The sequence below is a fragment of the Xanthomonas sp. WHRI 6108 genome (assembly GCF_040202385.2).
Taxonomy (GTDB): Bacteria; Pseudomonadota; Gammaproteobacteria; order Xanthomonadales; family Xanthomonadaceae; genus Xanthomonas; species Xanthomonas arboricola.
In genome coordinates this window covers 2,782,189-2,801,954 of sequence record NZ_CP168198.1, presented here as the reverse complement: position 1 = coordinate 2,801,954, position 19,766 = coordinate 2,782,189, and the positions used below count along the sequence as shown (strand labels likewise).

General features: G+C 66.0%; 13 protein-coding genes. 11 read left to right on the top strand and 2 right to left on the bottom strand.

Annotation, left to right across the window (positions count from 1 at the left end; all coding sequences use genetic code 11):
- Positions 1-95: 95 nt before the first annotated feature.
- Positions 96-392 (top strand): hypothetical protein, encoded by a 297-nt coding sequence (locus tag ABQ039_RS11695; protein WP_184609285.1) that lies wholly within the window; start codon positions 96-98, stop codon positions 390-392.
- 637 nt (positions 393-1,029) lie between these two features.
- Here ABQ039_RS11695 and ABQ039_RS11690 read toward each other — a convergent pair.
- Positions 1,030-2,196 (bottom strand): DUF5694 domain-containing protein, encoded by a 1,167-nt coding sequence (locus tag ABQ039_RS11690; RefSeq protein ID WP_260297219.1) that lies wholly within the window; start codon positions 2,194-2,196, stop codon positions 1,030-1,032.
- A 279-nt stretch (positions 2,197-2,475) separates the two neighbouring features.
- Here ABQ039_RS11690 and ABQ039_RS11685 point away from each other — a divergent pair, with 279 nt between their 5' ends.
- The 4 genes from ABQ039_RS11685 (at position 2,476) to ABQ039_RS11670 (ending at position 13,269) form a co-directional block, all read left to right on the top strand.
- On the top strand, positions 2,476-4,833 hold the full coding sequence (locus ABQ039_RS11685) for a Tat pathway signal protein (RefSeq protein WP_184609286.1): 2,358 nt from the start codon (positions 2,476-2,478) through the stop codon (positions 4,831-4,833).
- A gap of 59 nt (positions 4,834-4,892) precedes the next feature.
- Complete coding sequence (locus ABQ039_RS11680; RefSeq protein WP_184609288.1) at positions 4,893-7,262, top strand: S9 family peptidase; 2,370 nt, start codon at positions 4,893-4,895, stop codon at positions 7,260-7,262.
- Positions 7,263-7,847: 585 nt separating this feature from the next.
- Positions 7,848-10,745: a TonB-dependent receptor gene (locus ABQ039_RS11675; RefSeq protein WP_184609289.1), complete on the top strand. Its 2,898-nt coding sequence runs from the start codon at positions 7,848-7,850 to the stop codon at positions 10,743-10,745.
- Positions 10,746-10,893: 148 nt separating this feature from the next.
- Positions 10,894-13,269 (top strand): beta-L-arabinofuranosidase domain-containing protein, encoded by a 2,376-nt coding sequence (locus ABQ039_RS11670; protein ID WP_349778438.1) that lies wholly within the window; start codon positions 10,894-10,896, stop codon positions 13,267-13,269.
- 154 nt (positions 13,270-13,423) lie between these two features.
- Here the strand turns inward: ABQ039_RS11670 and htpG are convergent, their stop codons facing one another.
- Positions 13,424-15,328, bottom strand: coding sequence for a molecular chaperone HtpG (gene htpG, locus ABQ039_RS11665; RefSeq protein ID WP_104626866.1), 1,905 nt, complete (start codon positions 15,326-15,328; stop codon positions 13,424-13,426).
- Between the two features lie 171 nt (positions 15,329-15,499).
- Here htpG and rsmD point away from each other — a divergent pair, with 171 nt between their 5' ends.
- From rsmD to ggt, 6 genes are read left to right on the top strand one after another with little or no spacing between them, the layout of a single operon-like run.
- The gene (gene rsmD, locus ABQ039_RS11660; RefSeq protein ID WP_184609291.1) at positions 15,500-16,189 is read left to right on the top strand and encodes a 16S rRNA (guanine(966)-N(2))-methyltransferase RsmD; all 690 of its coding nucleotides are present in this window, start codon (positions 15,500-15,502) and stop codon (positions 16,187-16,189) included.
- On the top strand, positions 16,186-16,692 hold the full coding sequence (coaD, locus tag ABQ039_RS11655; protein ID WP_016903280.1) for a pantetheine-phosphate adenylyltransferase: 507 nt from the start codon (positions 16,186-16,188) through the stop codon (positions 16,690-16,692). The genes rsmD and coaD overlap by 4 nt, the downstream gene beginning before the upstream one ends.
- A gap of 47 nt (positions 16,693-16,739) precedes the next feature.
- On the top strand, positions 16,740-17,237 hold the full coding sequence (locus ABQ039_RS11650; protein WP_039516474.1) for a hypothetical protein: 498 nt from the start codon (positions 16,740-16,742) through the stop codon (positions 17,235-17,237).
- Positions 17,238-17,295: 58 nt separating this feature from the next.
- Positions 17,296-17,478 (top strand): hypothetical protein, encoded by a 183-nt coding sequence (locus ABQ039_RS11645; RefSeq protein ID WP_053052131.1) that lies wholly within the window; start codon positions 17,296-17,298, stop codon positions 17,476-17,478.
- Positions 17,469-17,753, top strand: coding sequence for a YfhL family 4Fe-4S dicluster ferredoxin (locus tag ABQ039_RS11640; protein WP_003489796.1), 285 nt, complete (start codon positions 17,469-17,471; stop codon positions 17,751-17,753). Before ABQ039_RS11645 ends, ABQ039_RS11640 begins: the two co-directional genes overlap by 10 nt.
- The gene (gene ggt, locus ABQ039_RS11635) at positions 17,750-19,528 is read left to right on the top strand and encodes a gamma-glutamyltransferase (protein WP_349778439.1); all 1,779 of its coding nucleotides are present in this window, start codon (positions 17,750-17,752) and stop codon (positions 19,526-19,528) included. The genes ABQ039_RS11640 and ggt overlap by 4 nt, the downstream gene beginning before the upstream one ends.
- Positions 19,529-19,766: the final 238 nt, after the last annotated feature.

The following is a 19,766-nucleotide window of genomic DNA, read 5'->3' as shown; positions in this document are numbered from 1 at the left end:
GACAGCAGTGCGGCGCGATTGCCGGCAACGATTGTGTTGATTGGTTGGTAAACAAACGTCATTGGTTATTTCTCAGTTTCTGCACCGGAGCAATCATGAGCATCAGCAGTATCGCCAGTTCCGGAATGCAGGTCGCCGCACTGCGCCAGCAGGTGGCCACCAGCAATGTGGCGCGTCAGCCGGTCGACGGCAGTCCACGTCAGGCCGTTGCAGCCAGCACGCAGCTCAATGGTGGAGTGGCAGCCAGCGTGGTCGACGCCAACGCCAATCCATCGGCACCGGCCAGCGATCTGGTCGAAGGCCTCTCGGCACGCAACGACTTCCAGGCCAACGCCACGGCGCTGCGGCGCTCCGACGAAATGCTGGGTAGCTTGCTGGATGTGCTGAGCTGAGAGCCTGGATTGACGAAGGCCGGTTGTCGATCTAGTGCATTAGGTGCGCGGCCTTCGCCTTGGTGCCGCATCTGGCCGCACCTGAAACCGGATTTACGTTCTGCATTTTGTGGAGTCAGCGAAGTGATGGCTGCTGCTTATGCTGGTATCGATAACTGCAGTTGTTTTGTCTGCGGGTGTTGGGACCGTGCGGGCAGCCCGCAAGCGTAGAGCGGCTGATCTGTTACCTGGCTGCAGGGCCCTTGCCCGCCCACCATCGCGGGACACGCCGCAAGTACGTCCGTGTAGGCTCTTACGCGGCATCCATGCCGCGTAAGGTCCCGCGACGGTAGGCGGGCAAGGACCAGTCGAGATGGTCGGCGCGCAAGGTCGCAAGCAAACCATGACGTGTGTTGTTTGGATAGCGTCGCCTCCGATCAGCCTTCCAATGCACCCCGAGCAACAAGCAGATTTTTGCCAAATCACCGACCAACTCTCTGATGCGGTGTCCTCGCCGGTTGCGGGACCGTGTGGCGGCATGGATGCCGACACCGAGCCCCCAGGGAAGGATTTACGGCGTGTCCCGCGAGCGGCGAGGGCACCGCGCCCTCGGCCAATCAGGCTTTTGACTTAGAGCGTCACGCTGAAGTCGTTGTACTCACTTTCCGTCATTACCCAACACCTGCGCCGCATCCACGATATCCACGCCCTGCAGCTGTCCCAGCCAGTTGTCGAACCAGGGCTTGTGCGTAGCGCCCACCACCGCCAGCACCCGTGCACCGGGTTGGTCGGCAAAGCTGGCGCGCACGTTGGACACCATGCGCAGGTTGCGGATTTCCCAGCCGGACATGTAGCGGTAACCGTAGCGCTGCGGCGAGCCCTCGCTCAGTGCGGCGCGAAAATCTACCGCGATGGCCAGCTGCTGGCTGGCCGGCAGGTTGATCGCGCGATAGAGCTCCAGCAACTTGCCTTGACTTGCCAGCTGGTCCTCGCGCTCACGCATGGCGCTTGCCCGCGGTGCGGCCTTGTCCCAGGCGGCCTGGATCGCCTTGCCGTACGCCGCCGGGTCGCCCAGGTCAACGTTGTCGCCGGTGTGATCATCGGCCGGGTGGACGCGTTGCAGGCCAAGGCGTGCCGCCAACCGTGCGGCGATCTGGTAACTCTCGTTGGGGCGCTGTTCCATGCTGCGCAGTCGCGCCACCAGCGCCGCATCCAGGCCATCGCCGCTGCGCTGTTCTGCCGGCGCAAGCTGCAGCCATTGCACCAGCGCAGATGGTGATTCGCCCGAGGCCAGAAACAGCGCAGCCAGGTGCCGACGCTGTGCCGGCGTGGGCGCACTGGGCAAGCTGCGGAGCGCTGCACGGACCTGGCCGAGAGCGGTGGGAACGTCCAGCCCGGTGGCACGCGCCGCCTCGCTGGTGTCGGGGCAATAGGTCGTGGTGTCCTCGGGCAGATAGACGGCAGGATGGCGCCGCATCAGGTCGCAGGTTTCGCCCGCCAGGTCCTCTGTGGTGATGATGGTGGGCGCGTACGCGGCCAGCCGGTCCATCAACGGTTGCAGCCGTGCTGCACCGATATTGCTGCCCTTGGGCAACTGCGACAGATGCACGCTGCCGAGCACCAGCACCTGGGTGCGTGGCGCGGCCATCTCGGCATCCAGTTGCGACAGATCCACCTGCGCCTGCGCGATGCAGGGCGCGATCAAGGCCAGCCACAGCCAGCGATGCGCCGGACGTTGCAACCGCCTGGCAGACGCGCTGCCGACATCGAAAAATCGCGCTGCGGCGCGGGCACTGTGCGCGACGCGCGGTAGGGATGGCTGCATGACGGTCCTTGTGGGTGGGGTTGGGTTGCGTGGCGGTCTGGCGACAGTGCTGCCTGCGTCTGTGCAGCCAGTGTGGCTGTCACCGCAGATGCCGGCGTGGCCAGAAAGTCACGTGGCTAAATGGCAGGGGGCGGCAACTGGGCGCTGCGCCGTTGCTGCGATGGCAGCGCAGCAACAGCTGCTTGTGTGCGGATTTCCGCATACGTGCCAGACAGCTGCCACAAGACGCAAGCCGCGCCGTCGCGCAGGATGTGGATGAGATCAACCGAGGGCGCGACGATGGACCGCAGAAGCTTTTTGCGTCAGGGCATGGCGGCAACCGCGGCGGTGGGCGCAGGTGCCGCGCTCGCGCTGCCGGGCACGTCGCACACCCCGGCGCCGTTGCCGCCACCGGCGCTGCCGCGTCTTGAGGCGCTGCCATCGGCCGCGCATGTGGGCAGCAAGCTGTGCAGTTTTGAACACCTGCAGCAGCAGTGGACCGTCTACGAGCATCTCGATGACCCGCAGGGCCAGCTGACGCTATGGACCGACAGCGGCATGCTGCGCCTGGACAAACGTACCGAGCCGGCCTACCCGGCCGAGGGCAAGCCGTACTTCGGGATGTCGCTGGCCGAGGTGGCAATGGCCGAGGCAGATCTGCTCGCCGACCGCCTGCTGCGCGATGGCGACCCGGACGAGGCGCAGGTGCGCGATGTCGCGCCGCCGCCGGCCTCGTTGCTCGACCCCAAGGACAATGGCGGGCGCTGGCCGTGGACCACCTTCGTCGGCACGCGCGAAGGCCTGGACACCATGCCGATCCTGCCCAACGGCCGCAGCCGCACCTCGCGGCCGGAACACGCCTTCGCCGAGCTGGGCGAAGAGGCGCTGATCAAACGGCGCGAGGAAGGCCTGCTGGGTGGCTGGATGCCGGCGGTGCGCAAGGTGATGCGGCGCGAAGGCGAGGTCGATAGTTGGTACGACGTGCTGGTGTTCGCCGATGTGCGTGCCAGCGATCGCTTCGTGGTGCAGACCTGGCATCGCACGATGCAGGTGCGCGGCGGCGAGATCGTCGGCGTGCATTACACCCACAGCTATCCCGCGTTTGCACCGTCGCGCAAGCCGGCCACGGCTGAGCAGTTCTACGCGGCGTTGATCGATTTTGCCGCGTATTGGCAGCAGGCCCTGGACGGCACGGTGCAGGCGCAGCTGCCCGATGCCAGCTGGAACGACATGGCGCAGTTCGCGTTCGCGCGCGAGCTGGTGGTGCGGCCCGGTGGCGATTATCCGAAGTACGGTGCGGTGGAGCGCGACTACTACGGCAACGAGTACGACGGCTTCCAGGACACTTTCACCAGCTCGTTCTACGCCAACCTGGAATGGGGCCGCTTCGCGCAGGCCGCTGCGGTGCTGGACAACTACTTCGACGACTTCGTGCAGGACGATGGCCTGCCGAACATGCGCGGGCCGGAGGTCGGGCAGTTCGGGCTGACCCTGTCGCTGCTGGCGCGCTATCTGCGCTATACCGGCGATGCGGCGCGGCTGCGCCGCCTGCTGCCCAAGATCGCCGCCACCGCCCAGCTGCTGTGCGAGCTGCACGACCAGGCGCTGGCATTACCGCGCAACGCGCATGGCCATGGCCTGCTGCACGGCTGGAACGAATCCGATGCCTGTCTGTTTCCGGATCCGTCGCTGTGGTGGAAACCGTATTACGCCAACAGCGCGCTGACGATACGCGGCTGGGAAGACATCGCCCAGGTCTGGAGCACGCTCGGTGGCGATGCCGGTCTGGCCACGCAATGGCAGCGTCGCGCCAGGCAGTTGCGCACACGGCTGGAAGCCAGTCTGCGTGCCAACGTGCGCCGCGAGCTGTCGCCGCCGTATATCGGCCCGCTGCCGGGCACCAAACTCACGTTTCGCCAGTCGCTGCTGCAGGAAAAGCCCAGCGAGCAGCAATGGCCGCACCGCGCGTATGCGGAATTGCTGCAGGCCGATGTGCTGCCCGACGACCTGGCCAACCTGGTGATCGATTGCCTGCGCGGCCATGGCGGCACCAGCATCGGCGTGGTGGCCAACATCGCGCCGCCGGAGCCGGGCAGCCGCGATCTGCTCGGCTTCATTTCCTACGGCTATGCGCAACAGCTGCTGCGGCTGGATCGTATCGAAGAGTATCTTTTGTTCGTCTATGCGCACCGCTACCAGGTGCATACCCGCGGCAGCTGGACCGCCGGCGAGGTCAGCGGCATCACCGGTGGCATGCCGCTGTTCTGCATCCCCGCGCAGATGACCATCCCGTTGCTGCTGCGCTGGATGCTGGTCAGCGACGACAGCGCAGGCGAGCAGTTGTTCCTTGCGCGTGCGCTGCCGCGCGCATGGCTGGGCAGTGGCGCCGCGATCGGCATCACCGCAGCGCCCACACGCTGGGGCAAGCTCACGCTGACCTTGCGCGCCGACGTGGCGGCACGCCGCATCGATGCCGAGGTGCAACTGCCGGAACGGTCACCCAGGCACACCTGGCTGAGCTTGCGCGTGCCCAAGGGTAAGAAGCTCACCCGCGTGCTCGTCGACGGCAAGCCGGCGCGTGCGCAGGGCCCGCATGCCGATCGCGTGGCATTGCCCGCCAGCACAGCGGCGGTGAAGGTGCAGGCCTGGTACGGGTGATGGCCCATTGGCGCGATGACCGTGCCAGCCATGACCACATCATCTCCGCGGATAAACGCATGAAGCCACTGCTGCATCACACCCAGACCTCCAGGCAGCGTAGCGTTGCAGCACGGTGCCTGAGCATCGCACTCTGGACGCTCTCGGCAAGCGCAGCGGCTGCATCCGTTCCACCCGTAGCAACCACGCCTGTGCCCACGCCCACACCGGCGCAGTATGTGCAGGCGATCGGTCTGACCGATCACTATGCGTCGCTGGTCGACAGGCAGCCGACGGCGCCGGTATGGATCGATGCAGGGCATTTCCTGTATCGGCGTGGCGTGGCACGTGCCGATCAGGCGCCGGCCATCGAGTACCGCCTGGTGGATGCGGCCAGCGGCCGCAACACGCTGGCCTTCGATCATGCGCGGCTAGCGGCGGCCCTGACCCAGGCCGGTGCGCAAGCCATCGACGCCACGCAACTGCAGCTGGAGGAACTCACCCTGGACCGGCAGCGCCTGGGCTTCCAGCTGGCGAAGCTGGGCTGGCAGTGCGATCTGGCCCGCTATCGCTGCGCGCATGTGCCCGAACGCGACGTGCAGGCCGAGTCGATGGACATGCGCCTGCCGCTCAAGCAGGGCGAGCGGCAGGCCAAGCTATCGCCGGATGGCCGCTGGCGCGCCTGGGTGGAGCAGGCCAATCTGGTGATCGCGCCGGTCGATGGTGGCGAGCGCAGCGTGCTCAGCCGCGATGGCAGTGCCGATGATTACTACGCACTCGACAGCGTGGTGTGGTCGCCGGACTCGCAGCATCTGGCTGCGTATCGGGTCAAGGCACCGCCGCCACGCATGGTCTATCACATCGAGTCGGCGCCGGCCGATCAGCTGCAGCCGAAGTTGCACCAGCAGGTCTATCCCAAGCCCGGCGATGCCTTGCCGGTAATGCAGCCGGTGCTGTTCGACATCGCCACGCGCGCCGCGCATCCGGTGGCGATGACGCTGCTGCCCAATGCCTTCAGCTTGAGCGAGATGGTCTGGTGGAAGGACAGCCGCGGGCTCACCTTCGAATACAACGCGCGCGGGCACCAGCTGTATCGGGTCATCGAAGTGGACGCACGCACGGCTGACGCGCGCACCCTGATCGAAGAGACCTCGCCCACCTTCATCGAATACTCCGAACTCAGCGGAACGCACGAGGACGGCGGCAAGCATGCGCGGCGTGATCTGGCCGACGGCGCGCAGATCCTGTGGGCCTCCGAGCGCGATGGCTGGGAGCACGTCTATCTGTACGACGGCCACAGCGGTGCGGTGATCCGCCAGGTCACGCAGGGCGACTGGGTGGTGCGCAAACTCGACTACCTCGACGAGGCCGCAGGCCAGCTGTATTTCACCGCCTCCGGCATGCAGCCTGGCGAGGACCCGTACTACCGCCATGCCTATCGCATCGGTCTGGACGGCACCGGGCTCACTGCATTGACGCCGGCAGCCGCCGATCACCAGGTGAGTTATTCGCCGGACGGCAAATGGTATCTGGACCTGTACTCGCGCGTGGACCTGGGCCCGGTGCTGGAGCTGCGGCGCAGCGCCGACGGCAGCCTGGCACGCACGGTGGAGCGCACCGACCTGAGCCGTCTGCAGGCTGCCGGCTGGCAGCCACCGTTGCCGTTCCACACCACCGGCCGCGATGGCAAGACCGAGATCTGGGGCGTGATCCAGCGCCCCGCGCAGATGCAGCCACAGCAGCGTTATCGCGTGATCGAATACATCTACGCAGGGCCGCAGGGATCCTTCGTGCCCAAGACGTTCACCACCCGCATGTCAGCGCTGACCGCACTGGGATTTGCGGTCGCGCAGATCGATGGCATGGGCACCAACAATCGCTCGCGCGCCTTCCACGATGTGGCCTGGCGCAATCTCAAGGATGCGGGCCTGCCGGATCGCATCGCCTGGCACAAGGCGGCTGCCGCACAGTACCCGTGGTACGCCATCGACGGCGGCGTCGGTGTGTACGGTACCTCGGCCGGTGGCCAGAACGCCTTGGGTGCGCTGCTGTTCCATCCGGAATTCTATGTGGCAGGCGTGGCCAATTCCGGTTGCCACGACAACCGCATGGACAAGATCTGGTGGAACGAGCAATGGATGGGCTGGCCGGTCGGGCCGTGGTACGCCGAATCGTCGAACGTGGAAAACGCCGCGCGCCTGCAAGGACATCTGCTGCTGGTTACCGGCGACATGGACATGAATGTCGATCCGGCCAGCACCTTCCAGGTGGCCGATCGGCTGATCAAGGCAGGCAAGGATTTCGATCTGCTGGTCGTGCCCGGCGGCGATCACGGCGCCGGTGGCGACTACGGCAAGCGCCGCCTGCTGGATTTCTTCCTGCGCTGGATGCAGCAGGCGCCAACGCCGGACTGGAACCACGACCAGCCTGCGACGACGCAGGCGCCGTGATTCCGTAAGGCCAGGTCTGCCGGCCGACCGTTCGACTGCAGTGGCTAGACCACAGCCGCTGAAACAGGGCGGGCAGGGCAGTGCACGCTGATTGCCGTCACCGCGCTGCTGCATGCATGCGCAGTGCTCGATTTCTAGATCGACTGTCATCGCACATGGTTGCAGGCGATACATCGCCTCGGATGTCCCGTCCATTGCCTTAGGCGTGGTGTCCAGCTGCAGACGTTGCTGCAGAGTGCAACGTCAAGGCAGGCTGGTTCATTTGCGAACCATGCAGTTTTCCGCATGCGCTGTCGCCAAATGCGACAAGACGTGGCGCGTGCGCACAGGCACATTGTGACCAGCTGATGAAACTGGAGCGCATGGGCGCCTCCGGTGCGGAACCAACACCCTTTTGACAACACGCGCTGCTGCGTGACCCTGCGTGGTCATGCGCGTCGCAGGTTGTCTGCATGTCTGCAGCACAGCGCTGGCGAGAAGTTTCGCTGCGTGCGCGTCTGCCATCCATCTTGCCCTGCGCTGGTGTCCGCCGGCACGGGTGTGTGTTGCCCATCGTTTGTCTGCCATACGAATCAGGAGCCTTGCATGCCGATGCCGCTGTTGCCTTTCTCCCGGACCTCCGGCACGCCCACGCGCCCGGTGCCGAGCATGCTCAGCGCCGCATTGCTGCTGGCGCTGTCTGCAGGCGTCAGCGCACCGGTGTCTGCGCAGCAGGCCGGCGGCAGTAGTGACGCGCCGCAAACGCTGGACAGCGTGGTCGTCACCGGCTCGCGTCTGCGCCGCGTGGATACCGAAACCGCCAACCCGGTGGTCACGGTCAGCCAGGAACAGATCGCCGCGACCGGCAAGGCCACGGTGGGCGATCTGCTGCAGGAGCTGCCGTCGATCGCCGGCAACGCCACCAATCCGTATACCAACAACGGCGGCGGCACCGGTGCGTCGGCCATTTCGCTGCGCGGTCTGGGCGACAAGCGCACCTTGGTGCTGGTCAACGGTATTCGACTGGCCTACAACGACGTCAACGCCATTCCGTCCAGCATGATCGAGCGCATCGAAGTGCTCAGCGACGGCGCCTCTGCGGTGTATGGCTCCGACGCCATCGGCGGCGTGGTCAATTTCATCCTGCGCAGCCAGTTCGATGGCGTGCAGTTCAGCAGCGACTTTGGTACCAGCAGCGAAGGCGACGGCAACCGGCGCAACTTCACCCTGACCACCGGCAAGACCTGGGAGCATGGCAGCCTGATCGGCGGCCTGTCGTACCACAACATCGATCCGGTCTCGGCAGCGGCGCGCGACTATTCCAAAGACGCGCTTGCGTTGACCAACGGGCAACCGGTGAAGCAGGGTTCGTCCGCAACACCCACCGGCACCGTGAATTTCAACGATGGCTCGGATCAGTCCACGCAGCTTGCGCAAGCCAACGGCTGCGGGCGCGTCACCCTCAACAGCGGCGTGAGCGGTCGCGCCGGCGCGGGCGATTTCCACTGTTACAACGCCAGCGCCGACTCCTACAACTACCAGCCGTTCAACCTGTTGCAGACCCCGCAGAAGCGCACCAATGCGTTTTTGCTGGGCACCTATCGCTTCACCGACAACGTCGAGGGCTACGTCAATACCTGGTTCAGTAAAACCGAATCCGCCTCGATCATTGCGCCGATTCCGATCTTCGCCAACGGCGACAACATCCTGGTGTCGTCGCAGAGTTACTACAACCCGTTCGGGGTGAACTTCGGCACCGATCGCAACACCGGCACCTCCTACAACGACCTCAACACGCGCGCCACCGTGCTGGGCAATCGCAGCTATCAATACAACACCTACAACTTCCAGATCAGCCCCGGTTTGCGCGGCCACTTCGGCGACAGTTCCTGGCAGTGGGATGCCACCTTCAACTACGGCAAGGTCAAACAGAAGTCGATCAACAACGGCTTTCTCGACTATGCCGCATTCAATCAGGCCATCGGCCCCTCGTTCCTGGACGGCGATGGCGTGGTCAAGTGCGGCAGCGCGGGCGCGGCGATCGCCGGCTGCACACCGCTGAACTTCTTCAACCTCAACGACAGCACCAACCTGTCCACCCTGCAGGGCATGGTGGTCAACCCCATCGTGACCAGCGTCTACACGGTCAAGCAATTCGAGGCCAATGCCAACGGCTCGCTGTTCGAACTGCCGGCCGGCACGGTCAGCCTGGCGACCGGCGTCTCCTATCGCAAGGAGCGCTCGACCACCGCCTCCGACCCGCTATGGACCGGCGACGAAGACGGCCTGTGCGGGGTGATCGAATTCTGTTCGTCCACCCTGGCCGGCAGTTTCGACGTCAAGGAGGCCTATGCCGAAGCGCTGTTTCCGCTGCTGAAGGACCTGCCCGGCATCAACGCCTTGAACATCACGCTGGGCACGCGCTTTTCCGACTTCAGCTCGGTCGGCAGCAAGACCAACAGCAAGGTGTCGCTGGAATATCGCCCGATCGAGAACCTGCTGATCCGCGGCACGGTGTCGGAGGTGTTCCGCGCGCCCAACATCAATGAACTGTACGCCGGCGTGGCCGGCGATGCGGCCACTGTCAACGACCCATGTAATGGCTACACCGGTGGCAATAGCGTGGCCTGCGCCAATGTGCCCACCGATGGCAGCTACCAGCAATCCGATGGCCAGGTGTCGGGCAAGGTGTCCGGCGCAGCAGTGGCCGGGTACCAGCTCAAGCCGGAAACCGGCAAGTCCTACGACGTGGGACTGGTGTATGACCCGCAGTGGATCGATGGGCTGTCGCTGAGCGCGGACTGGTGGCGCATCGATCTGGAAGACACCATCACCACGGTGTCGGCGCAGACCGTGCTCAATCAATGCTTCGCCAACCCGGCCAGCTCCTTCTGCGCGTTGATCCATCGCAACGGCAACGGCACCATCAATTACATTGCCGAACCCACCGTCAACCTGGGCAAGCTGTGGGCCAAGGGCATGGACTTTAACCTGACCTACCGCGCGCCGCCCACCGCATGGGGCAATCTCAGCGCCGGGCTCAACGGCACCTATCTCACCCGTTACGACGTGCTGCCCGATACCACCGACCCCAGCTCGGTCACCATCCACAACGTCGGCCGCTACACCCAGGCCTACGGCAACTTCCCGCGCTGGCGTGCGCTGGGCACGGTGAACTGGGCATTGGACGACTGGAGCGCCACCTGGCGCATCCGTTATGTGGGGCACACCGCCATCGGCAATTCGGATCCGGACCAGAGCCTGTCGGCCGATTCCAGCGAGCCGATGGTGGTGCGCAAGATCGGCGCCTACGTCTACAACAACCTGCAGCTCGGCTACAACGTCGAACCGTGGCACACGCGCTTCGAAGTGGGCGTGGACAATATCGCCAACAAACAGCCGCCGTTGTATTACTCCAACAACGTCGGTAACGCCAATACCGATGTGGCCACCTACGATCTGCTCGGTCGGTTCTATTGGGCGCGTGCCACGGTGAAGTTCTGATCGGGCCGGCGTGTCGCGGTGGCGTGCGGCCAGATGCCATCGGTCGTGGGCGTCATGCGTATGCACGCGCGTGTTGTCGCGATTGCATAGGCGGTTGTTGCAACGGCGCGCGCGGTCTGTGCGCGCCGACAGGAGCTAAGCTGAGCCCATGACCGAGACGTATCCGATCGAGTTGCCCAACGACCACGCGCCTAGTCTGTCGCGGCGCCGTTTTCTGGCCTGGAGCAGCCTGGCGGTTGCGGCGGGTTTCCTGCGCTTTCCGGCGCAGGCCAGCGCCGCACAACCCGGCAGCGTCCGCGCAGTGCCGCTGGCGCAGGTGCGGCTCACGCCGTCGTTGTTCCTGGACGCGCTGCACACCAACCGTCGTTACCTGATGCGGCTGGAGCCGGACCGGCTGTTGCACAACTTCATGCTGTACGCCGGCCTTGATCCCAAGGCGCCTGCATACGGCGGCTGGGAGGCGGACACCATCGCCGGGCATACGCTCGGTCACTATCTCAGCGCATTGGCACTGATGCATGCGCAGACCGGCGATGCGCAATGCCGCACGCGCGCCGGGTACCTGGTCGCAGCGCTGGCACGCTGCCAGGCGCATGCAGGCGATGGCTATGTGGCTGGCTTCACCCGAAAGAATGCAGCAGGGAAGATCGAAAGCGGGCGCGTGGTGTTCGATGAACTCAGGCGCGGCAAGATCGACCCGGCGCCGTTCTACCTCAACGGCAGCTGGGCACCGCTCTACACCTGGCACAAGTTGTTTGCCGGCCTGCTCGACGTGCATGCGCATTGCGACAACGCGCAGGCGCTGCAGGTGGCGGTAAGCCTGGCCGGCTATCTGCAAGGCATCTTCGCAGCGCTGGACGAGGCGCAGCTGCAGAAGGTGCTGTCGTGCGAATTCGGTGGCCTCAACGAATCCTTTGTGGAGCTGCATGTGCGTACCGGCGATGCGCAATGGCTGGCACTGGCGCAGCGCCTGCACCATCACGCCGTGCTCGATCCCTTGGTCGCCCAACGCGACGAGCTGGTCCATCAGCATTCCAACACCAACATCCCCAAGCTGATCGGCCTGGCACGCGAGTACGAGGTCACCGGCGATGCCGCCTCGGGCGCGGCAGCGCGCTTCTTCTGGCACACCGTCACCGACCACCATACCTACGTGATCGGCGGCAACGGCGACCGCGAGTACTTCCAGCAGCCGGACAGCATCGCGAAGTTTCTCACCGAGCAGACCTGCGAGCACTGCGCCAGCTACAACATGCTCAAGCTCACCCGCCATCTCTACCAGTGGGGCCCGCAGGCCGAGTTCTTCGATTACTACGAGCGCACGCTGCTCAATCACGTAATGGCGCAGCAGCATCCGCGCACCGGCATGTTCACCTACATGACACCGATGCTGGCCGGCGAAGCGCGCGCCTGGTCCTCGCCGTTCGACGATTTCTGGTGCTGCGTCGGCAGCGGCATGGAGGCGCATGCCCAGTTCGGCGATTCGATCTACTGGCAGGACGGGCAGGGCGTCTACGTCAATCTGTATGTGCCCTCCAGCGTGCGTGATGCCGCCGGGCTGGACATGACCCTGCGCAGCACGATGCCGGAGCAGGGGAGCGCCTCGCTACGCATCGACGTCGCGCCGGCCGAGCAACGCATGCTCGCACTGCGCTTGCCTGGCTGGGCGCAGTCGCCGAGGCTGCAGCTCAACGGCCAGCCGGTCGATGCCACCGTCAACGAGGGCTACCTGCGCCTCACCCGGGTCTGGCGCGCCGGCGACACGCTCACGCTGTCGTTCGAGATGCCGCTGCGCCTGGAAGCCACGCCGGACGACCCGGCCTGGGTCTCGGTGCTGCGCGGGCCGCTGGTGTTGGCGGCCGACCTGGGCGCTGCCGCAAAACCCTGGTCGGGCAAGACCCCGGCGTTGATCGGCGGCGATGAGGTCTTGCAGCGCCTGCAGCCGGTGGCGGGCCAGACCGCATTCGACTACCGCCACGGCGACCAGCTGTGGCGCTTCTCGCCGTTCTACGCGCAGTTCGATCGCCGCAGCGCGCCCTACCTGGAGCATCGCGACGCCGCTGCATGGCAGCAGCATCAAGCCGAGCAGGCCGCAGCAGACGCGAAACAACAGGCGCTCGACACGCGCGCACTGGACCGCATTGCCCTGGGCGATGAAGCATCCGAAAAAGCCCACGGCCTGCACAGCGAAAGCTCCTACGCACTGAGCTACCGCCGCCGTGCCGGCCGCGACGCCCGCACCGGCGGCTTCATCGCCTTCACCCTGCGCAACACCACCCAGGCCAGGATCCTGCGCCTGCGCTACTGGGGCGACGAAACCCGCCGCCGCTTCCGCATCTTGGCCGACGGCGAACTCATCGCCAACGAACGCCTGGACGGCAACCGCGGCCTGGACTTCGTCGATGTGGATTACGCCTTGCCTGCAGCAGTGGCAGGCCGCGCCACCTTGCAGATCCGCATCGAGCCGGAGACTGGCTATTCGGCCGGACCAGCGTTCGGGTGCTGGGTGCTGGAGTCGGCGTGAGTGCTGTTGCGGTAGATCGTCGATGACGTTGCCTGCGCCCTGATCGTAGCGCGCACGATGCGCGCAGGCACCGGGCGTGCCCGACAGAAGAGAGACGCAAAAAAAGACCGGCGCAAGCGCCGGTCTTGGTGTGTCACCAAAGGTGTCGCAAGGCTTACGCCGACAACTCCAACAACAACTTGTTCAACCGTCGCACATAGCCGGCCGGATCCTTGAGGCTGTCGCCCGCCGCCAGCGCCGCCTGGTCGAACAGCACCCGGCTCAGATCGCCGAAGCGGTCCATGTCTGCTTCCGCATCCAGCTTTTCGATCAGCGGGTGGGCCGGGTTGAATTCGAACACCGGCTTGGACTCCGGCACGGCCTGGCCGCTGGCTTCCAGCAGCTGACGCATCTGCAGGCCCAGGTCGCCCTGGCCGATGGCCAGGATTGCCGGGGAATCGGTCAGGCGGTGCGAGACGCGCACTTCGGCCACGTCGTCGCCCAGGGCGGCCTTGATGCGCGAGGCCAGGCCTTCCTTGGATTTGGCGACTTCTTCCTGTGCCTTCTTGTCTTCTTCTGAATCCAGCTTGCCCAGGTCCAGGTCGCCGCGTGCCACGTCCACGAACGACTTGCCGTCGAACTCGGTGAGATAGCTCATCAGCCACTCGTCGATGCGGTCGGTGAGCAGCAGCACTTCGATGCCCTTCTTGCGGAAGACTTCCAGATGCGGGCTGTCCTTGATCTGCGCGTAGCTTTCGCCGGTGAGGTAGTACAGCTTGTCCTGGCCCTCGGCCAGACGACCCACGTAATCGGCCAGGCCCACGCTCTGCGCGCCGGTGGTGTCATGCGTGGAGGAGAAGCGCAGCAGGCCGGCGATCTTTTCGCGGTTAGCGTAATCCTCGGCCGGGCCTTCCTTCAGCGCCTGGCCGAAGTTGCGCCAGAACGTTGCATAGTCGTCCGGCTTGTCCTTGGCCAGCTTCTCCAGCATGTCCAGCGAGCGCTTGGTCAGCGCCGACTTCATCGAGTCGACCACCGGGCCGGACTGCAGAATCTCGCGCGACACATTGAGCGACAGGTCGGACGAATCCACCACGCCCTTGATGAAACGCAGGTACAGCGGCAGGAACTGCTCGGCCTGGTCCATGATGAAAACGCGCTGCACGTACAGCTTCAGGCCCTTGGCCGAATCGCGGTGATACAGGTCGAACGGGGCGCGGCCGGGCACGAACAGCAGCGAGGTGTACTCCAGCTTGCCTTCGACCTTGTTGTGGCTCCACGCCAGCGGGTTGCCGGCATCATGCGCGACGTGCTTGTAGAACTCCTGGTATTCCTCGTCCTTGATCTCGGACTTGGGCCGCGTCCACAGCGCGCTGGCGCGGTTGACCGCTTCCCACTCCGGCTCGGCGGGCGCGTCGGCCTGTTCGCCGTGGTGCTCCTTGCGCATCTCGATCGGCAGGCCGATGTGGTCGGAGTATTTCTTGAGGATGCCGCGCAGCGTCCAGCCGTCGGCAAAGCTGTCTTCGCCGTCCTTCAGGTGCAGCACGATGCGGGTGCCGCGCTCTGGCTTGTCGACGCTGGCGACCTCGAACTCGCCTTCGCCACGCGAGGACCAGTGCACGCCCTCGTTGGCGGGCAGGCCGGCGCGACGCGAGTACACGTCGACCTGGTCGGCGACGATGAAGGCGCTGTAGAAGCCCACACCGAACTGGCCGATCAGGTTGGCGTCCTTCTTCTGGTCGCCGCTGAGGTGCTTGAGGAAGTCGGCGGTGCCGGACTTGGCGATGGTGCCCAGATGCGAGACCGCATCCTCGCGGCTCATGCCGATGCCGTTGTCGTCGATGGTGACGGTGCGCGCGTCCTTGTCGTAGTCCACGCGGATGCGCAGCTCGCCGCCGCCTTCCAGCAGCTCCGGCTTCACCAGTGCCTCGAAACGCAGCTTGTCGGCGGCGTCGGCGGCGTTGGAGACCAGCTCGCGCAGGAAGATTTCCTTGTTCGAGTACAACGAGTGGATCATCAGCTGCAGCAGCTGCTTGACCTCGGTCTGGAAGCCAAGCGTCTGCTTGTCGGTATCAACGGTCATTGGGGTCGTGCTCCATGGTGGCCCAGGCCGCAACGCGGCCGATGGCCTGGGGGATGAGGCCGTGTGGGGATTTTTCAAGGCGGGCGTGCGCCAGATGGCCTGCGTCCATGGCGATCGGGGAGGGTGGTTGCGGCGATCGCGGCGGTATCATGGCCGGCCAACCGTCCTGCCTTGAGCCATGTCGCCATTTGCGCTGCCGCCGTCCTGCACCCGTTCGCCCGCACCCGGCGTGTGGCGATGAGGCGCCCCGCACGGCCGGCGCCACGCGCCGCGGAAGGGCAGGTGCGCATCGTCGGCGGGCGCTGGCGCAATACCAAGCTGGCGGTGCCGGACCTGCCCGGCCTGCGCCCGAGCAGCGACCGCGTCCGCGAGACGGTGTTCAACTGGCTGATGCCGCGCCTGCCCGGTGCGCGCGTGCTGGACCTGTTTGCCGGGTCGGGCGCGCTGGGCCTGGAGGCGGTGTCGCGCGGCGCCGCGCATGCGACCCTGATCGAACGCGACCCTGACCTGGTGCAGCGCTTGCGCCAGCACGTGACCAGGCTGGATGCGGCCGATCAGGTGCAGGTGCTGCAGGAGGATGCGCTGCGCTGGCTGGAGCGTGCGCCGGTGGCGCAGGCCAGCATCGCGTTCGTCGACCCGCCGTTTGCCGCCGGGCTGTGGCCCAGCGTGCTGGAACGCCTGCCCGCGCATCTGAGCGCCGACGCCTGGCTGTACCTGGAAGGCCCGGCCGAGGTCCCGCCGCAGGTGCCGGCCGGCTGGCATCTGCACCGCGAAGGCGCCACCCAGCAGGTGCGCTATGCGCTGTACCGCCGGGCCGCTGCTACACTGAACGGCGATCCGACCCCGGTAGTTTCCGTATGAGCGTGGCCAATAGCCGCACCGCCGTCTATCCCGGTACCTTCGACCCGATCACCAACGGGCATATCGATCTGGTGAACCGCGCCGCGCCGTTGTTCGAGCGCGTGGTGGTCGGCGTGGCCTACAGCCCCTCCAAAGGCCCGGCCTTGCCGCTCGAGCGCCGCGTGGAGCTGGCCCAGGAAGCACTGGCCGCGCATGCCAATGTGGAAGTGCGCGGCTTCGACACGCTGCTGGCCCACTTCGTGCGCGACATGGGCGCCGGGGTGCTGTTGCGCGGCCTGCGCGCGGTGTCCGACTTCGAATACGAATTCCAGATGGCCAGCATGAACCGCCATCTAATCCCGGAGGTGGAGACGCTGTTCCTTACCCCGGCCGAGCAGTACAGCTTCATCTCGTCCTCGCTGGTGCGCGAAATCGCGCGGCTGGGCGGGGACGTGTCCGGTTTCGTTCCGGCTTCGGTCGTCGAAGCCTTGCGGCAGGTGCGCGAGTCCCGCGCGCAGGCCTGATTCTCTAGCAGTCACATCACCACATGCTTTTCAAAGGGAGGAGTTTCATGAAACACACAATGCGCGCGCTGGTGCTCGCTTCGGTCGCTGCTCTGGCCGTCACCGCCTGCAAGAAGGAAGAGCCGGCACCGACCGCCGCCGCCGCTCCGGCTGCGCTGACCGCGCCGGCCAAGGACGACAACGCCGGCTGGAAGAAGTACCTGCAGGAAGTGGTCGGCCAGAACCTGGGCACCACCACCAACAGCCCGTTCCTGTATTACTTGCCGCCGGAGTCCGATGCCGAGTTCGCCGGCAGCTACGAGCGTCAGCTGGAAAGCGTCAAGACCGCACTCGCGCGTGGCGTGCAGCCGGGCAACATGCTGGCCTTCGGTTCGTCCGCCTCGACCAAGATGGCCGACCTGATCGACGCCGCGTTCAAGGACGTGCCGGCCGATTCGATGAAGGGCGTGCGCGTGCTGTTCATCGGCAATGCGGCCGAGAATGCGCGGGTGCAGGGCATCGTCCAGCCCAAGGGCGTGGAATACACCTTCGTTGAAGCCAAGTAATGCCGTACCAGGCCGGAGGCGCGGGAGGGCGCGTCCGGCCGCCGTGCGGGATCGCAGCATGCTGCTGATCCCGCGCGCCGTCGGCGCCGGTCCGCTCGGACCGGTTGCCGGCCACGCGCATGGCGTTGTCCGTGCATCGCGCTACGCCCCGTGCGTCCGCTTCCGGCAGTACGTTGCGTTCCAGCGCCTGGCGTTGCATCGCGCCGCGCCGCATCGCATGGTGGTGCCGATATGTCGCTGAAAATCAACGAGCTCTGCGTCAACTGCGATGTCTGCGAGCCGGCGTGCCCGAACCAGGCCATCTCGATGGGCGAAACCATCTACGTGATCGACCCGGCACGTTGCACCGAGTGCGTGGGCCATTTCGACGAAGCGCAATGCGTGGTGGTGTGCCCGGTCGAATGCATCGACCCGGATCCGGCAATACCGGAAACCCACGATCAACTGCTCGCCAAGCTCATGCAGCTGCAGCGCGACCACCCCGAACTGTACGAACAGGAGCCTCCCGCCCCGTGAGCATCTTTTCCCGACGTTTCTCTTCGCGCGGCCTGTTGCTGCTGGCCCTGGTGCTGGCACCAACGGCCTGGGCTGCCGATGGCGCCAGGCCTGCAGCAGCCACGACCTCGCCGGTGGCGGGGCACCCGCCCGGTGCGGCGATTGCCAGCGGTCATGCACTGGCCACCGACGCCGGCCTGCAGATCCTGCGCGAGGGCGGCAATGCGTTCGATGCGGCGATCGCGGTGTCGTCCACACTGGCGGTGGTCGAGCCGATCAGCTCGGGGCTGGGCGGCGGCGGCTTCTTCCTGCTGCACGATGCCAAGACCGGCAAGGACGTGATGCTGGACGCGCGCGAGACCGCGCCCGAGTCGGCCAGCGAGGCGCAGTTCCTGGACAAGCAGGGCGCGCTGGACCGCGACCGCTCGGTCAACGGTCCCTGGTCGGCCGGTATTCCCGGGCTGCCGGCAGCGCTGGTGGAACTGGCCACCAAGCACGGCCGGCTGCCGTTGAAGCAGTCGCTGGCGCCGTCGATCCGCATCGCCAGCGAAGGCTTCCCGGTGTACGCGCGCATGGCCAAGGGCTATGCCTCGCGGCGCGAGGTGATGGAGCGTTATCCCGGCACGCGTGAGGTGTATCTGCGCGGCGGCAAGCCGATTGCCGAAGGCGACATCTTCAAGCAGCCCGAGCTGGCGCATACCCTGCAGCTGCTCGGCGACAAGGGCTTCGATGGCTTCTACAAGGGCGAAACCGCCAAGAAGCTGCTGGCCGGCGTCAAGCAGGCCGGCGGGCAGTGGAAGGCCGCCGAGCTGTCCGGGTACCGGGTCAAGCAGCGTACGCCGATCCAGTTCGATTACCGCGGCTGGAAGATCACCACCGCGCCGCCGCCGTCCTCCGGCGGGATCGCACTCGCCGCCATGCTGCAGATCCTCGAAGGCTGGGAACTGGACACGCTCGACGATGCGCACCGTACCCATCTGGTGGTGGAAGCGATGCGCCGCGCCTACCGCGACCGCACCTTCTTCCTGGGCGACCCGGACTTTGTCGCCGTGCCGCAGCGCGTGCTGACCAGCAAGGATTACGCACAAGGCCTGCGTGCCACGATCAACCCGGACAAGGCCACCCCCAGCGACCTGCTGTCGGGCAACCCGACCCCGCTGGAAGACGACGAGACCACGCACTTTTCCATCATCGACGGCGAAGGCAACCGCGTCGGCGCCACCCAGACCGTCAACCTGCTGTACGGCTCGGGCCTGATCCCCAAGGGCACCGGCGTGCTGCTCAACGACGAGATGGACGACTTCGCGCTCAAGCCGGGCACGCCCAATGCCTTCGGCGTGATGGGCTACGCGGCCAACGCCCCCAAGCCGGGCAAGCGCATGCTCAGCTCGATGACGCCGACCTTCATGGAATCGGCCGACAAGGTCGCGGTGATCGGCACCCCGGGTGGCAGCCGCATCATCACCATGGTGCTGCTCGGCATCCTGGGCTACGACGCCGGCCTGGATGCGCAGCAGGTCAGCGCCTTGCCGCGCTATCACCACCAGTGGCTGCCGGACGTGATCGAGGCCGAGAGCAACGCGTTCTCGCCGCAGACCGCCAAGGCGCTGCAGGCGATGGGTCATGCGCTCAAGCTGCCGGGCGATACCGCCGAGGGCGGCCGCGGTTCCAGCCACGTCTGGGGCAACCTGCAGACGGTGGAATGGGACAAGCGCAGCAACGTGCTCACCGGCGGGAGCGACCCGCGCAACCCGGTGGGCAAGGCGCAGGTGCAGCTGGAGGCTGCGGCGCGCTGATCGCTGAGTGATCGAGATATGCCTGTCCTCGTCGGCGAGGGCAGGCATGGTCGGAAGGCAGCGGGTGTTGTCCCATTGCATGTTCCGCGCCGTGCCATGGCATGGCCTGCGCGATGCTGCGGTTGGCCGCAGGTGCTCGCCTCCATCGATGCAGGCACGCGGCCGCAGCGATGCATTTCCACGCGGTTGCCTATGCCTGGATTGGACTTGTCGCCCTGCGCCAATGCAGCGACCATCG

Coding starts and splice junctions, on each gene's coding strand:
- ABQ039_RS11640 (WP_003489796.1), top strand. CDS start 17,469: ATGTCGCTGAAAATCAACGAGCTCTGCGTCAACTGCGATGTCTGCGAG.
- coaD (WP_016903280.1), top strand. CDS start 16,186: ATGAGCGTGGCCAATAGCCGCACCGCCGTCTATCCCGGTACCTTCGAC.
- ABQ039_RS11645 (WP_053052131.1), top strand. CDS start 17,296: ATGCTGCTGATCCCGCGCGCCGTCGGCGCCGGTCCGCTCGGACCGGTT.
- ABQ039_RS11690 (WP_260297219.1), bottom strand. CDS start 2,196: ATGCAGCCATCCCTACCGCGCGTCGCGCACAGTGCCCGCGCCGCAGCG.
- ABQ039_RS11650 (WP_039516474.1), top strand. CDS start 16,740: ATGAAACACACAATGCGCGCGCTGGTGCTCGCTTCGGTCGCTGCTCTG.
- ABQ039_RS11680 (WP_184609288.1), top strand. CDS start 4,893: ATGAAGCCACTGCTGCATCACACCCAGACCTCCAGGCAGCGTAGCGTT.
- ABQ039_RS11695 (WP_184609285.1), top strand. CDS start 96: ATGAGCATCAGCAGTATCGCCAGTTCCGGAATGCAGGTCGCCGCACTG.
- ABQ039_RS11685 (WP_184609286.1), top strand. CDS start 2,476: ATGGACCGCAGAAGCTTTTTGCGTCAGGGCATGGCGGCAACCGCGGCG.
- htpG (WP_104626866.1), bottom strand. CDS start 15,328: ATGACCGTTGATACCGACAAGCAGACGCTTGGCTTCCAGACCGAGGTC.
- ABQ039_RS11670 (WP_349778438.1), top strand. CDS start 10,894: ATGACCGAGACGTATCCGATCGAGTTGCCCAACGACCACGCGCCTAGT.
- ABQ039_RS11675 (WP_184609289.1), top strand. CDS start 7,848: ATGCCGATGCCGCTGTTGCCTTTCTCCCGGACCTCCGGCACGCCCACG.